Origin of the sequence: Vibrio sp. 1-Bac 57, assembly GCF_037546855.1 — a bacterium.
Taxonomy (GTDB): Bacteria; Pseudomonadota; Gammaproteobacteria; order Enterobacterales; family Psychromonadaceae; genus Psychromonas.
Genome location: NZ_JALAAC010000053.1, coordinates 1 through 15,540 on the forward strand (window position 1 = coordinate 1; position 15,540 = coordinate 15,540).

At 37.6% G+C, this 15,540-nt stretch carries 12 protein-coding genes; 5 read left to right on the plus strand and 7 right to left on the minus strand.

The genetic code is table 11. The annotated features are described in order from the left end of the window. The coding region (locus MT391_RS19565) for a hypothetical protein (RefSeq protein WP_499499692.1) at positions 1-533 on the minus strand (533 nt) is incomplete at its 3' end. A 483-nt stretch (positions 534-1,016) separates the two neighbouring features. Between MT391_RS19565 and MT391_RS19570 the strand changes: the two genes are divergently transcribed. Further along, entirely contained in the window at positions 1,017-3,137 is a 2,121-nt protein-coding gene (locus tag MT391_RS19570) for a methyl-accepting chemotaxis protein (RefSeq protein WP_499499693.1), read from the plus strand. A gap of 273 nt (positions 3,138-3,410) precedes the next feature. On the opposite strand, the gene MT391_RS19575 is transcribed toward MT391_RS19570, so the two are convergent. From MT391_RS19575 to MT391_RS19590, 4 genes are all read right to left on the minus strand, one after another. Further along, complete coding sequence (locus MT391_RS19575; RefSeq protein WP_499499695.1) at positions 3,411-6,524, minus strand: efflux RND transporter permease subunit; 3,114 nt, start codon at positions 6,522-6,524, stop codon at positions 3,411-3,413. Beyond that, positions 6,521-7,855 (minus strand): efflux RND transporter periplasmic adaptor subunit, encoded by a 1,335-nt coding sequence (locus MT391_RS19580; RefSeq protein WP_499499697.1) that lies wholly within the window; start codon positions 7,853-7,855, stop codon positions 6,521-6,523. The genes MT391_RS19575 and MT391_RS19580 overlap by 4 nt, the downstream gene beginning before the upstream one ends. Beyond that, positions 7,855-8,514, minus strand: coding sequence for a TetR/AcrR family transcriptional regulator (locus MT391_RS19585; protein WP_499499699.1), 660 nt, complete (start codon positions 8,512-8,514; stop codon positions 7,855-7,857). Before MT391_RS19585 ends, MT391_RS19580 begins: the two co-directional genes overlap by 1 nt. A 462-nt stretch (positions 8,515-8,976) precedes the next feature. Continuing rightward, complete coding sequence (locus MT391_RS19590; RefSeq protein ID WP_499499700.1) at positions 8,977-9,531, minus strand: pyridoxamine 5'-phosphate oxidase family protein; 555 nt, start codon at positions 9,529-9,531, stop codon at positions 8,977-8,979. A 361-nt stretch (positions 9,532-9,892) separates the two neighbouring features. On the opposite strand from MT391_RS19590, the gene MT391_RS19595 reads away from it, so the two are divergent. The 4 genes from MT391_RS19595 (at position 9,893) to MT391_RS19610 (ending at position 13,169) form a co-directional block, all read left to right on the plus strand. Beyond that, positions 9,893-10,687, plus strand: coding sequence for an energy transducer TonB (locus MT391_RS19595; protein WP_499499701.1), 795 nt, complete (start codon positions 9,893-9,895; stop codon positions 10,685-10,687). Between the two features lie 2 nt (positions 10,688-10,689). After that, complete coding sequence (locus MT391_RS19600) at positions 10,690-11,376, plus strand: MotA/TolQ/ExbB proton channel family protein (protein ID WP_499499703.1); 687 nt, start codon at positions 10,690-10,692, stop codon at positions 11,374-11,376. Beyond that, on the plus strand, positions 11,373-11,798 hold the full coding sequence (locus MT391_RS19605) for an ExbD/TolR family protein (protein WP_499499705.1): 426 nt from the start codon (positions 11,373-11,375) through the stop codon (positions 11,796-11,798). The genes MT391_RS19600 and MT391_RS19605 overlap by 4 nt, the downstream gene beginning before the upstream one ends. Positions 11,799-12,365: 567 nt before the next feature. Then, positions 12,366-13,169 (plus strand): hydratase, encoded by an 804-nt coding sequence (locus MT391_RS19610; RefSeq protein WP_499499706.1) that lies wholly within the window; start codon positions 12,366-12,368, stop codon positions 13,167-13,169. Positions 13,170-13,230: 61 nt separating this feature from the next. Here the strand turns inward: MT391_RS19610 and MT391_RS19615 are convergent, their stop codons facing one another. Beyond that, the gene (locus MT391_RS19615) at positions 13,231-14,115 is read right to left on the minus strand and encodes a DMT family transporter (RefSeq protein WP_499499708.1); all 885 of its coding nucleotides are present in this window, start codon (positions 14,113-14,115) and stop codon (positions 13,231-13,233) included. Positions 14,116-14,313: 198 nt separating this feature from the next. Beyond that, positions 14,314-15,540, minus strand: a 1,227-nt coding sequence (locus MT391_RS19620) for an IS4 family transposase (RefSeq protein WP_499499709.1), incomplete at its 5' end; no start/stop codon positions are given.

The following is a 15,540-nucleotide window of genomic DNA, read 5'->3' on the forward strand; positions in this document are numbered from 1 at the left end:
ACCTCCAATGCTTGGCTAAAAATTTCAATAAACTTATTGATTTGCTTCCACTTATTAGACATAGCAGGGATCAATTTTTGGTTTTTATCAGTGACTTTTAGCGCGGTTAAAAAAGGACGCTGAATGTCCACATAACGATGTTTCTCTCGATTATGAGTAGCTGGTGTAGCTTGTATTTGCTTGGCTTTATGTTGCGATATTTTTAACTTACCCTTTTTACTAAACTCTAATTGGATTTCTGAATCCTGCAGCGTTAAATAGGCACTTTTGAAGTCATCACCCAAAAGTGCAGTGATCTCAAGTAACGCATTTTGATGGTTATGATTTTTAGTAATATGGTTCGTTTGATGTTCATAGACAAAACTTAATACCGCTTCATTTTGCAAAGTAAGTGGTCGAATATTGAGCCGATTTAAGCTTTTATCTTGACCTCGATATTTGCTCAAGAGTAGCTTCACCACCCCATTACTCTCAAGTTGAGTTGACAGTAATCGATAAAAATCTTCAAGCGAATTAAGTACAGGAGCTGACATAGTAATTTCCGAGAGAGTCTAAAATAAAATAGTGAGACGCATTCTAACAGTTAAGTGATCTTAATAATAATTTAGCTAAAACTGAACCTATCTTCAGTTTAATTTATTAAACAAATCAATGTTGATTCGGAATACTTTTTAGATACGTTATTTTTAATGTAATAGTGTTTAATATGAGGCCTATGGCAAATGACCATAACTTAGATATTCACCTGAGTTTACCTAGTAAAAAATAAACAAAAGCAATTTTATAGCTACCCCTCTCTTTTTATAACTAGTATTAGGTAATTAAGTTGATAATATCTTACTCTTGGCTTTTAATAATAAAATTATAACTGACTCAATAAGGTTTCCATAATTGTGGATCAAACATCTGTTTATTATAACGTGTTCACTCACTCTCTATAGGATAGGAAACCCAATAAAGGCTGTTTAGTTTGAAATATAGAAAATAGCCATTTTCTTAGTTTAAAAGGAATTAACATGAACTCATTATCAGTACAGTGGAAAATAACTTTGCTTTCTGGATTTTGTATTTTGTTTGTAGCCATCTCATTAATCGGTTTTACCCTCATATCTTCAACCTCTAATCAAAAAATAATACAAATACAGAGTAGTAAATCAGTCGCTGATAAATCTGAAAGTTTACTAATGAGTGAAGCAAATACACAAGCATCAATCGTGCAAAAATATTTAGATGAAGCGGCTTACCGTGCTGAAATGCTAGCTGAAAGTATTCTGTTTTTACAGTTAAATGCCGAAGACAACTTTACTAGCAGTGAACTATTAAGAGTATCAGTGTCGGAGCTCTTGAAACGTTCCGTACAAAACTTCGATAACATGCATGCAGCATTCACTACCTTCATGCCTGATATGCTTGATAGTGAAGATGGTAATTATATTGACGCCAGTTACGTAAGTTCAAATGATAAAGGTCGTTTTTCTCCTTATTGGTATAAAAATGATAGTAATGAAGCAACCTTAAGTATCAAAACTGAAAAACAATTAAATGACAAATCCGCACTTTCTAATGGTCAAGACAAAAACAGTTGGTATACCTGCAGTATTGATAATAAACGCATGTGTATCATCGATCCTTATTTATCTAATGATGCAGGTGTAGGAAGTTTAGTAACAACTATTACTGTTCCATTGCGTAAACAAGGTGAGATTATTGGAGTAACTGGTATTGATCTTAAAATAGACATATTAAAACAGTTTGCACAACAGGCAGATCAAGCACTATTTAATGGTGCAGGCGAAGTTCAAATTGTTAGTAGTAATGCACTATTAGTTGCAGCAGATGGAAATACCCCTACATTTAGCAAACTCACTTCTCAGCCACAATTACAACAATGGTTAAGTGCGGGAGTAACACAATCTAAATGGAGTGCAGACCAACAGTTTTTAACTGTATTTATGCCTATTAAGCTACATGCTATAAATTGGGGCATTATTATTACAATGCCAAGAGAAGAAGTATTAGCAGATGCACTTTCGCTTAATAACTTAATTGAACAACAAGTCGCCCAAACGCTTAAAGTTCAAGTTCTAACAAGTCTCGTTGTTACCCTGATTGGTTTAATTATTATTTGGTTTGCGTCACTCAAATTAGTTGCTCCAATTAAAAACGTTGCTCTTCGTTTAAAAGATATTGCCAGTGGTGAGGGTGACTTAACACAGCGCCTTGAAGTCAGTTCAGCAGATGAAGTTGGCGAACTTGCAATATGGTTTAACCGCTTCCTAGATAAAATACAAGACACCATTAAAGATGTCATCAGTACATCAGATGCTCTGAGCAAAACATCAAAAGAAGCAAAAAATATAGCTGAACAATCCCGAAAAGGCAGTGAATCGCAATTCAAAGAAGTTGATATGGTTGCAACCGCATCAGAGGAGATGACACAAACTTCTGCATTAGTATTAGAAAATGCAGATAAGGCTGCTGTAATGGCAAGCGAAGCTGAAAAGTTAACTGAAAGTGGACACCTTGTGGTGCAGCAATCAGCAAACTCGATGCAAGAGTTGGTAGAAAAAATGGCAATGGCAGTGCCGATTGCTAATGCGCTTGAGAAAAATAGTGTCAATATCAGCGATATATTATCGGTTATTGAAGGAATTTCAGCGCAAACCAACTTGTTAGCACTTAACGCTGCAATTGAAGCAGCTAGGGCCGGCGAACAAGGTAGAGGTTTTGCAGTAGTCGCGGATGAAGTAAGACAATTAGCACAAAGAACTCACGACTCTATCGATCAAATAAGGGTTGTCATCGAACAATTGCAATTAGGTACTCGCAGTGTGACTAGTGCCATTACTGAAGGTAATCAGCTCGCTCTTGAAACAGCAACACAGGTAACTCAAGCTGTTAGCTGCTTGGGAGATATTTCATTATTTTTTGTCGATATTGAACGTATGAGTAATGAAATTGTTAATGCAGCAAGTGAACAAAATTCTGTTTCAAGTGAAGTGAATGGTAATGTTTCAAATATTCGAGACCTCAGTCAAGTCATCCTAGAGTCATCGACAGAAGCTGAAAAAATAGGCCAAGATATTGCTAAATTATCTGCGCAACAACAGCAACTGATGAAGCAGTTTAAAGTCTAAATAACCTCAGTTCTGGATAAGCACAGCGATACAACACCGATATTTACGCAGATTTATTCGTTAAATAGAAACAAATTCGCGAGAATAACGGTGTGGTGGATCACAACGCCGCTTTATCAACACTTCGAACGCTATTTTAAACTGCCTTGGTTGCATGGTGCCGACCAAGAGCAGCTTCACCTAAGTAAGACGAATTTCCCTAAACAACTGTGCAAAGTTGTGTTTAAAACGCCCCGCTTCTGCCAGCTCTATTTTTTTTAAAAGCAGCAAAAATTAATGATCTTCACTTAAGTCTTTGTGTTTATGTACTAACCCAAAATCCGCAAGAACCGCGTACGCACTTGGAATAATAAATAACACTAATAAAGTGGAAGTGAAAATACCAAATACAATAGAAATCACAATCGGTTTCACAATTTGCGCTTGTAAGCTCGTTTCCAATAACAACGGTAACAAACCCGCCGCGGTGGTTAACGAGGTTAAAAATACCGCTCTAAAACGATCTCGACTAGCTTTCACCACTGCATCATAAACATCAGCACCTTGATCAATGTGATGTCGAATATATTGCACTAATAAAATGGAGTCATTAACCACAATACCCGCTAATGATATAAACCCTAAAATGGATGGCATAGAAAGGTTATACCCTACTAACCAATGTCCCCAGAGCACACCAATTAAAGCTAATGGAATTGCTAACATCACCACAAAGGGCTCTAAATAACTACGGAACTGGAAACTTAAAATAGCAAATAAACCAAATAGACCAATCATAAAACCTTTTAGCAATGAACTACCGGTTTTTGCTGACTCTTTAGCTGCTCCCTCAAAATCAACCTTTAAACCAGGGAATTGTTGTTGTAGCTCAGGCAAATAATTAAGTCGCATGTTACTTATCACTTCATTACCATTGGCCTTTCTATTATCGACATCGGCCATCACTGTGACAGTTCGCTGGCTATTAATACGTTGTATACGCACATAGGAACGATCACTTTGCAGCAAAGCAACAGCACTTAACGGAATCTGCCCTCCTTGATCTAGCATGATTGGGAAGTTAGCAAGTGTTTGTAAATTACCTGCCTGTTGTTCATTTAATAAAACTTGTATTGCTATGTTTTCTGAGCCCACTTGGATTTCATCAGCGGTTTGTCCGAAGTACGCGGCACGTAATTGATTGGCAATCATCTGCCCATCTAGCGCATAGTTTTCCGCGCCAGGTTTAAGGGTAATAACCACCTCTTCTTTACCTGGACGCATATCATCTAAAATACCATTGATACCCGAAAATTGGCTTAAATACCTCTGTAAAGCAACTGATGCTTGCTTTAATACGCTTAAATCTTCATGTTGCAAACGTATTTCAATATCACGACCCGCAGGCCCCATTGCAGGTTGTTTAAAAACTAAGGACAAAGGTTCTGCCAACTCACCTGTTTGCAAACGCCAAGATTCCATAAAAGAGTTGATTAAAGTATTACGGGTTTCCGCAGATAATAGATCTAAGCGCACCGTGGCAACATGTGCTCCGGTTTCTCCAGCATCAGCATTGGAGTTATAATGTGCAGTAATATCTTTTATTAACGATTCACTTTCCTGGTTTTCTTGCGTCGCCTTTTGTCCCACAACTTGTGCACTTTTGATCACCTTCGCGACGATTGCTTCAGTTTGTTGCAACGTTGAGCCTGGCGGTAAAATAAGTCGCGCTTCAGCGATATCGCCATCCAATGCAGGAAATGCTAAAAATTTTAATGCCCCACCAGTGACTAATGCAAAAGAAGTTAAGAGTAAACCGATCGTTATACCAATACTCAGGTAACGCCAGCGCACTACAAAGGCGACTTTATTGACTAAAGTAACATGCCGAAAGTGTTCAAATTTAGCTAAAAAGACACGTTTGAATTTAAATGTAGAATCTATTTTTTCTGGTTTAGCTAATGAATGGTTTAGGTGATTAGGTAAAATCAAAAAAGCTTCAATTAAGCTGATACTGAGCACCATGATTAATACCATCGGCACTACAGATAATACTTTCCCCATTTGACCATCTAACCACAATAAGCTGCCAAAAATAAAAATAGTGGTCAAAAAAGAAGATATAACACCGGGTGCCACTTTCTTAACACCTTCTATTACTGCGTCATTAACGCTAAGTTTCTTTTCAATGTGTGCAGCGATCGATTCTGCAATCACAATGGCATCATCCATCAGGATCCCAATCGCCATTAATAGGCCAACTAAAGACATAACATTAATAGAGACACCAAATGTACTCATCAAAAACAATCCCCCCATAAAGGAGACTGGCAACCCTGCGGATACCCAAAATGAATAGCGTAACGAAAAGAATAACCACATCGATAAAAAGACCAAAATGATCCCTTGCCACCCATTTTTTAATAACATCGACAGCCTGTCTTGCAACAAAGATGACATATCATTAGTTAAAGTCAGCGTGATACCTTCGGGTGCTGTTTTTTGTTCCATTTCTACAAAAGCACTAACCCGTTCTTTAATACGTAACGCATCATCTGCTTTATTCTTTTTAATCTTTAAAATAGCCGCCGGTTTATCATTAAACAGAATCTTATTGTACTCAAACTCAAAGGCATCCTGTAGTGTTGCAATATCTTTTAAACGCACCACACCACCATCACCTAGAGAAGCAATAATCATGTTGCCTAAAGCCTGAGTAGTTGTTTTCCTTTGGTCAAATCGAAGTAATAACTCCTTGTCACTTAAAGACACAGTACCCGCAGGCATTTTAACATTTTGACGGCCAACTTTATCTGCGACCTCTGCCACGGTTAACCCTAAACGGCGCATATCTTGTATATTCAGTTGCACTTTAAACTGATGATCTGAAAACCCTGAAATGCTCACCAAACTAACATCGTAGTCTAACTTTAAACGCTTTTTTAACGCTTCAGCATAAGCCTTTAAATGCGGCCAGCTTACGTCTCCAGCAACAGCGATATCTACCACTGGTTCTGCCCAATCAAGCTCTTTAACAGTGGGTGGTTCTATTTGTGTAGGAAAATCTTTAATGGCATTTATTTCAGTTTGAATATCAACTAATGAGCGACCAACATCTGCATCATCAGCCATTTTAACTCTCAGTGATGCAGACCCCTCTTGCGCATCACAGGTAACTTCTTCAATGCCACTTAATCCATCAACAGCATCTTCCATACGCAGACATAAGCTATCTTCCACTTCGGCGGGAGAGGCTCCGGGATAAATAACACTAGCAATAACATAAGACGAAGAAAATTCAGGGAAAGTTTCACGCTTAATGTTACTAAGGCTGCTTAAACCAAGCACAAAAAAACTAAGCATGATCAAGTTAGCTAGCGTTGGGTGACGAGTAAAAAGTTTAATCACAGAGACGACTCCTGATCTGAGGTCGCGGCTTTTTTCGGCTCCTGAATTTTTAATGTCATCCCAGAAATTGCAGGCACTAAATCATTTAAAATTAACCATTCACCTTCCTTTATATCCCCATTGATAGCAACACCTTGTTTATTTCTAAAATGCACTTGTACTTTACGCATCGCAAGTTGTTTATTCTCTTGCATGACATAAACGAGGTCACCATGTAATGCCTTTTCTGGGATCATAAATTGTGAAGAAGCAAAACCGTGAATATTAGCACTCACAAACATTCCCTTAGTAAGTGGAGGTTTAGCCCCTATCTGAAACTTTGTAACATCCTGTTCAACTTCTAGATAAAAACCAATCGTAGCTTGTTCAGCATCTATATTATCGGCGATACGTGTCAATTTAGCTGGCCATTGATGTTGCTTTTCACCAATTTGTAACTCAATATTGGCATCAAAACCAAGCTCTTCGACATTCGGCAGCGATACTTGTGTTGGAAATGATTGAACACTACTCATTAGGATATCTGCATCTTGCAAAGAGAGCTCTGCTTTAACTTCTACAGTGCCCAACTTATACGCGTCAAATAAAACGCCACCTAATGCAACCACCTGTGCATTTTCCACATCAACATTCGCAATACGAGCATCAAAGGGCAATATAATTTGAGTATTCAGTAATTGTCTTTGTGCATCATCTAACATGGCTTGATTAACACTTAACTCAGCTAAAGCAACTTTATTATCGTCGGGCAAAAGTTTTAACGTACTGCTTAAATCTAAAACTACGTTTTTTTGTGCCAGTAAGGTTTGTTTTTGTGTTTCCAAGTCAGAGTTAGAGATCAAATTCTTTTTCTTTAACGATAGTTTGCGACGGTACTCTTGATCAACTAATTGTAATTTCTCCTTCTCAATCGCCAAACTGGCGCTTATATTTCTCTGCTGTTGTTGTAAACGTGTTAACTGGGCTTTACTGGCATTAACATTAGCAATGGCTTGTGCTTTTTTTAACTCGTATTCAAATGGATCAATTTTTAATACCAGTGTGCCCGCCTTTAATAAGCGACCTGACTCTAGCCCTGGATGTCGATAAATAACCTTACCATTCACTTCAGCAATCGCTTGCCAAGTCGTTTTAGGTAAAACACGCCCAAAGGCGAGAACCAGAGGTGCAGTTGGCTGTAGTTTTAATGCTTGCACCGAGACTAAACGTGCTTTATCGAAATTAGGTTGAATCGCTGGTGAAGATTTGAAAAAGATTGATAATGCCAAGATAATAATCCCAACCAAGACACCAAGGGTCATTAAGCGTTTTTTATTACTGCTCATTTTCATTATTTATCACTCTCAATAGTGTTGTTTTTAGGCGTATTTAAGCAACCAAACTGTAATAATTGAGCGTTTTGCTGCCCTAACTTCAACATAAATTCAGGGGTTATTTTGATGCCTATCGTATTTTTTATCCGATCAGGAATAAGAAATGGAAAAATCATCATACTGAAAAAACTAATTTGTGCGCACAGCGGGTCTACTCCGTCTTTTAGTAGTCCCTGCTGCTGCATTGAAGCAAACAAATTAATATGTTTTGGACGAAAAATTTGATCCAGAATATGTTGAAAATCGATATTTTTATCGCTGATTGGGGTTGAAGCGATTTTAAACATTAACTTAGGAAAATCGGGGTTTTCACTCATTACTCGATAGTAAGTCATCATTAATAACTCACTACTTTTTTCATCAATATTTTGGTTTGCTTTGCTTAATTGTTCGGTAACAGGTGCTGCAGTCTCTTTAAGCATCGCCATAAATAAACCCAGTTTAGATTGGAAGTAATAACGAATAAGCGCACTGTCCACTTGTGCTTTTTTAGCGATTTCACGAAGTGATACTTTGTCGTAGTCCTGCTCTACAAAGAGTTCCCTCGCGGACGAGATCAGCCTAGCTCGATTATCTCTATTTTCACTTGGGCGCCCTACTTTATTCACTTGTTTCATCGTAACCTTCCGTGTGCTACTCAATATTCTTCACCTGTAGAATATAATAATGCAACAGTGATGATTGAAGCTAATAAAACAATTCTTTAAAGTGAGCAGTTTAGTGAATAAAAAGAGAATTAGTTATCCATATCACACCTATCTTGCAGGAGGTCCTCAATCGCAATCAAAATACATTACTTAACCACAAGCATGCAGCCCAACACAGGGGATAACTAAAGGCCGTGCATATCTAAAGACTGTTCAAATGATTAAGTGCATTAATTGTTCATGGCAGCCGCAAAGAAGTACGTCACTTGCCAATATAGGACCGAAGATAAAGAGGAGGCTCACAGAGAACTTAAGGACTTAAGCCCCCTGCAAGCAAGTAACTGGAATGACGGAGTGCCATCGATAAACGAAAGTTAAAAAATAAAAAAAGTAACAGTTTATGGTGATTCAATGAAAATTAACAACTTTTCATTAAGCATTGCTGTGGCCTTTGTTAATATGAATTTGATGTGCTAAATCATTAGCTAGCACTTGATAAGCCTGACCAAATCCTTTCACATAAAGGCCCTGTTTCACTTTCAGCTTCACCAAATGAAAGTCTGTGAATTGACTCAGCCCCTGTTCCGTATTGCCTAGTCTGTTAATCATCAATTCAATTACATCTTGCCACTGTTGCGTTTCACGTGAAACGATCACGGCTTCAGCATCAAAAGTTAAGCGTACCCTTGCGTATAAATTCTTAGCTTCCGATTCTTCTTCAATTAACATCAAAGAAGCACTGGGATTGTTTAATATATTTTGTGTATGTCGAGCTAATTCCGAAATCAATACATAAAAACCCTGCTCAAAGTAAACAAAAGGCGCATAGCTCGCATTAGGTTTAGCCTTTACATCAACGGTCGCTAGCTGCAGTGTTTTTTTACTGTTTATGAAGTCTAAAATTTCAGCCTCTAAAAGCAGATCAGCTTGAGATTTATTTAATATTCCTTCATTTAGCGTCGACTGATTTACAATTGATTGTTTCATTACATGCCACCTTAGCTGAAAATTTAATACACCATATTCCAATACCATATATCTTGATTGGTGACAGGTATATTAAATTTTGCAGTTCTGCCTAGGTACCTTTAAAAGCCTAGGCATCTTTAAAACAATCAACCTACCGGCATCATATGAAACAGTGAAACAGTGAAACAGTGAAACAATCGGTCTACTTTTTACCCAAAGCACAAATAAAACCAACTAACAGATGATAATCATTATCACCTAAAGAGTGCATCTTAATAAAAATATAAACTTAATACAAATGATAATTGATCTCATTGTTAATTTAATTGATAATGAGTCCTGTTACTGAATAGAATTTTTATATTGGAGTTATATCGTTATGTTTCGTTACCTAAGTGCTGGAATATTGTCTGTCGCGATTCATGCTTTAATTTTTGCCCCACTGTTTGATCAGCCAGTTATGGCACAACCTATGAGCCAACAATCGCAAAGTGTTAGCATTAGTTTTAGTACCCCAAAACCAACACCTAAAAAGGTTGAGACAACTCCCGTTCAAACAGAAACGCCGCCAGCGCCAGTAAAAGAAGCAACACCTACAGTAGCGAAACCCAAACCCGTGGTCAAAAAGACCGTTAAAAAGCGCATCGTTAAAGAAAAGAGCGTGACTAAAAAAGAGAAAAAACAGGTTCAGAAAGCGATCCAAAAAGTCAAAGAGCAAGCTGCGCCAGTAAACAAACCAAAGAAAAAAATACAACAGTCTAACAAACCAACCGCGACTGCGGCGGCAAAGAAAGAAACAAAACAGATAGAACAACCCACTGCAGCACCAAAAGCACAGCAGACAGTCAATGCAAAACAAGTTGTACAAACTGACAATGGTTTACAAGGTAAACCGCAGCTAATACAAAAAAGTCGTTTTTTAAGTAAACCTAAACCACCTAGATATCCTCGTTTAGCAAAAAGAAAGGGGATCCAAGGCACTGTCACTTACGAGGTTTGGTTAGATGAGAAAGGTAAACAAGTTAAATTATTATTAAAAGATTCTTCAGGCGCAAGAGTACTTGACCTTGCAGCTTTAAAAGCCATTAAAAAATGGAGATTTTCACCTCATAGTGTCAATGGGAAAACTGTTGCACATCGTATTTATGTCCCTATTAGCTTTCAATTGGATTAATCATGACTTTATTTAATTTAATACAACAACAACTTGGTTTAATGACTTGGCCTTTATTAATTTGCTCGATTTTAACGTTAATGATCATAAGTGAACGATTATTAAAATTATTAAGCTTTGGTTCATTAAGCAAAAAAGAGATCACTCAATTATTAAAAGGCCATGACCCAAAGCAAAGCGAGCAATTGCAATCGCTTAGCGTGCAACTAAAGACAGAAAAAAATCTTGCTAAACGTGGTATCGCAATGCTTTTTGCACATCAACACTTTAGCCAACAATTGCGTGAAGATACAGCCAGCATTTGGGTACAAGATAAACGTCAAGAATTACACAGCGGATTAAAGCTATTAGCCTTGATTGGTGTGATCAGTCCATTACTGGGTTTATTAGGCACCGTATTAGGTTTAATTGAGATGTTTAAAGCGATCGCTTTAACCACAGGTTCAGTCACCCCTAATGATTTAGCTGATGGATTAGGCATTGCAATGCGCACCACTGCCGCAGGCTTGTTAATTGCGCTACCTGCTATTTGTGGTGCACAACTATTAGGGTTATGGGCAAATAAAGTAACTTATCGCTTAGAATTTACACTTAATTTTTGTAACCTTTGGTTACAAGGCGTTAGTTTTCCTGAACAAAAACGCACAGCAAAAGTAACTATCGCAACAACGCAGGAAGTTAACTCGTGATTAGAAGTCAACATGCCAATGATCAACAGTCATTTCAAGTTGATCTCACTCCATTACTGGATATTATTTTCATTGTGATGGTATTTTTAATGCTCTCAGCAAATATTAAATTGCAATCATTAGAAGTTGACTTACCAACTACAGAAAGCAGTGCTAGCCAAGTGGTTGATGATAAGGCGGTTACCATTAATTTACTCCATCAAGCGCCACACTGGGCGATTGATGGAGTAGCACAAGCAGATTGGGCAACGTTCCAGCAAAAATTAATTAAAACAACTCAGGAAAAACCTGCAACACAATGGGTTATTGCAGCGGATAAAACGGCTGATGTGCAGTATATGGTGCAGTTACTAGGCTTTTTACAACAGCATAATATTCAAGCAACACAAATATTAATCGAAGAAGAGTCATCGCCAAATTAAAGTCATGTTTTAAAGGTATCGTATTAAAGGCATGCTATTAAAGGCACAGCATTAATGCTTAGAAATGCTAACTACAATCAAAAATGTATTTCTAAAAGACTATTCGACTACATTCTTAATCATAACGTAGGTGAATAGTCTTTGTGCACTTCAATGTTGAATCTGCCCTGGTAAAAAATGTTAAGCGTTATATTTAAGTTTCAGATACAAACAATAAAAACACCCCACTACTTTTCAATTTGTAACTGCACAGCATTAACCTCAAGCCTTTAATTTCAAACCTTTAATTCGAAATTTTTATCATATGAAATGGCTTTATTAATCTGTTACCAATATTAAATCACAGTCTGATCGCTGAAATATATTGAATAAAATTAAAAGCTACCTCTGTGATCTGATAAATTCATCACTAGGCGATAACCTTAAGCATTAGAATATTTTACATGTAAAGTGACACAGCGAGCATATAATAATACAAATACTAACTTTTCAATAAATTTACGTTAATATTATTGAACAATAACTTCTTTTAATCTGGCAACGGCCGTAACTAACAAGAGACTGAAAATGACTGACAACAATAATCAAACATTAAGCAATCAAGCTTGTGTCAAAGCTGCACAGGAACTATTAGCAAGACGTAAAAATAATCATAGAGGTGAAATGTTAGCGACTGATTGTCGTCCTACTAACCTAGATGATGCACTCGCAATACAAATGGCAACGATTAAAGAAAACGGCAATAAAATAGAGGGGTGGAAATGTTTAGTGCCATTAAACCCTGAGCAAATGGTGGTTGCACCTGTATTGGAAGGTACTGTACAACAAGGCGCAGAGTGCCTAGTACAACCAACACAACCAGGCAACACTTTAATTGAGCCTGAAGTGGCATTTATCCTAGGTAAGGACTTACCTGTTCGAGAACAACCTTATACTGAACAAGAAATCGATGATGCCATTGTATCTTGCCATATGGCGCTAGAGTTATTACAACGCCGTTACAGCCCTAATGATGACCTTGTTTTCTTTGATAATTTAGCAGATTGCCTACTTAACCAAGGTATATTTATTGGGCCTGAAATCAGTAAAGAACAAGCTTACCAAGCCTCTGAAATCAATATTGATATCACTACAGTTGCAACCGATGGGCAACCTGAAACAAAAAATTACGATGGTAAGCACCCTAACCTGTCTGCACATAAACCGGTTTATTGGTTAATCAATTTCATGCGAGATAGAGGTATCAGCTTCAAAAAAGGACAAGCTATCATCACAGGCTCTTATGCCGGTGCGATAGAAGTACCTATTGATACAACAGAAATTAAGTATCAAGATCTAGGTAAATACCAAGTAACCTTTAAAGCAATTTAGATTATAGCTATTTAAATTATAGCAATGGAGTACTTGAATCTTTACAAATACTCCATTAATACTACTGATGAGCCTTGCGTAACGCCTTCTTAAATGAAAACCCTGTCACTAAAACAGTACCGGTGATCACTAATATTGCACCTAATAAGGTATTCAATCCAATCGCTTCCCCTAAGAATAAACGCCCCCATAAAATACCAAATAGCGGCACTAAAAAAGTCACTGACAATGCCGATGCAGGACCATCGTCTTTCACTAATTTAAAATATAATAAATACGCAATACCTGTGCAGACAACACCAAGCACTAATACCGAAAGACTAATAGGTAAAGTAATAGGATCTCTAATAGGTATAAAAGGAAGCAATGGTAAAACGATAATCACGGATGCCCACATGCTACCATGTGCATTTTCAAACGGCGCTACCGCAGGTGCAACCTTAGTATAATTTGCAGAAAATCCATACATTAATGCGGCTAGCAAACAGGCCGTGATAGCTAGTAGTCCTTGTTCACCAAGTGCCATTGCTTGCTGCCCAACCAATACCGAGACCCCCAACATACCCACTAATAAACCTAGACCTGCTTTTAATGGTAAACGTTCTCTTTGCCACAAACTGGCTATCACAGCACCAAATAACGGTGCTGTTGAGTTAATAATCGCAAGTGTCGATGCATTTAAAGTTTGTGCGGCATAAGCAAACATTAGAAAAGGAAAAGCACTATTAAAGGCACCGATAATAAAAAAATGTTTAATATAAGAAACAAACTGTAATTTTCGACCAAGATAGAGGCTCATTAACAGCAAAAATAATGCAGCCGCTAATACTCTCCCCTCAATTAATACCGCAGGACCTAAGCTATTTGCAGTAAGGCGCATAAACAAAAATGAACCGCCCCAAATAGAGGCTAATAAAATTAATCGTAAAACACTCGCAACAGGCATAGCAGATCCTTTAAGTAAGCTTCAATGCAATAATTTGGCTAGAACAAGCCCATTAAAATAAGTCTTTATAACTACAAGGGTGGCAACACTAAATAGCACTATAGATAAATGATATATAACATATTTTGCAGGCTATGCCTTGCTATTAAATATTCTAATCACGAAATAAGTCAACGCTATTATTTTAATGCCGTTCGGTTAAGAGATTTTAGGCTTATATCTTAACGGATACCTTGATGGTATATATAGCACTGAACGTGAAAACGTTCGGTGTTTTCTTTTTTTAGGCAGAATAAAATGCTTAACATCTTCTCGCATAAGTCGAAGTTTTTTGGGAATAGTGCCATCGCCTGATAAAGCGTAGCCTCGAATTTGCATATCTATTATACAAATAGCTGAGGTAAAGCTAATACGAGTAGGTTCAACGTTTGCTTCTTGAGCTATATTTACCATCTCAAGCCTAATTAGATTATAACCAAGCAACACTCCCCACAACTCTTGCTTTACCCCTTCTGGAAACCGACTTCGTAAGGTTATTTCGCCATTGAGTTGGTTATTTTTAAGTTCACCAAAGCTCTGCTCTATTTCCCAACGTTCCCAATAAACAGTTAACAATGCCTCCATGGTATAAAGCTCGGGATCAATGAGTGAAGTAATAAAACCTTTAATTTCCCCTTTGGGTTGCTTATAACAAATCATCCTAGCTTGCCAAGTTTCTGGTAACGTTGGATTTTTGGCACGCGCCTGTGGAGAAACAGGCATTTCAATCAGTAAGTCATTATCGGCATATCGCTTAATAACTTCATATCTCAAATTCTTTTTTACGGGCGTCAACCAGTGAGCATTAATGCCAAATTGTTGCCAATTTAGCATTAAGTCAGCTGAAAAATAACATCGGTCAAATAACGTTAAGGAGTCATCGGGTATATCTGTCAGCAAGCGCTTTGCTAACGTTATTTCACCTATGTCACAGCTATCAAAGGCGGCTCCAAGTAACATGCGAGTATGGGTTGAGTGTAAAGAAACCATACGTAATTGAGGGTATACAGGATGATTTTTTGAAATAAAACCAAATTCAGCTCTATTTTCAGGTGTGTCTTGAGCTCTAAATGTAGTGCCATCGACTGCGAGTAAATTTAGCCCTAATGAATGTGGTTGAGAAATAATGGTCTTATGCCATGCCGCGCACGTCGTACTAAACAGATAACTCATGGGTGATTCGCCTAGGCGTTTGCGACAGTCTGTTAATACGCTAGGAGCAACATGAGAGTAAATTTCATCTGGATTTATTTGCAGGGCAATATCTAAGGACCCACAAACTTCTTTAATAGAATGGTTGCGCATCAAGCCCATCATAATGATGAGCCATACAGCTTGTTCAGCGGGTAAACGCCGGCGCCGAATACTTGCTTTTTGTGTTTTAAA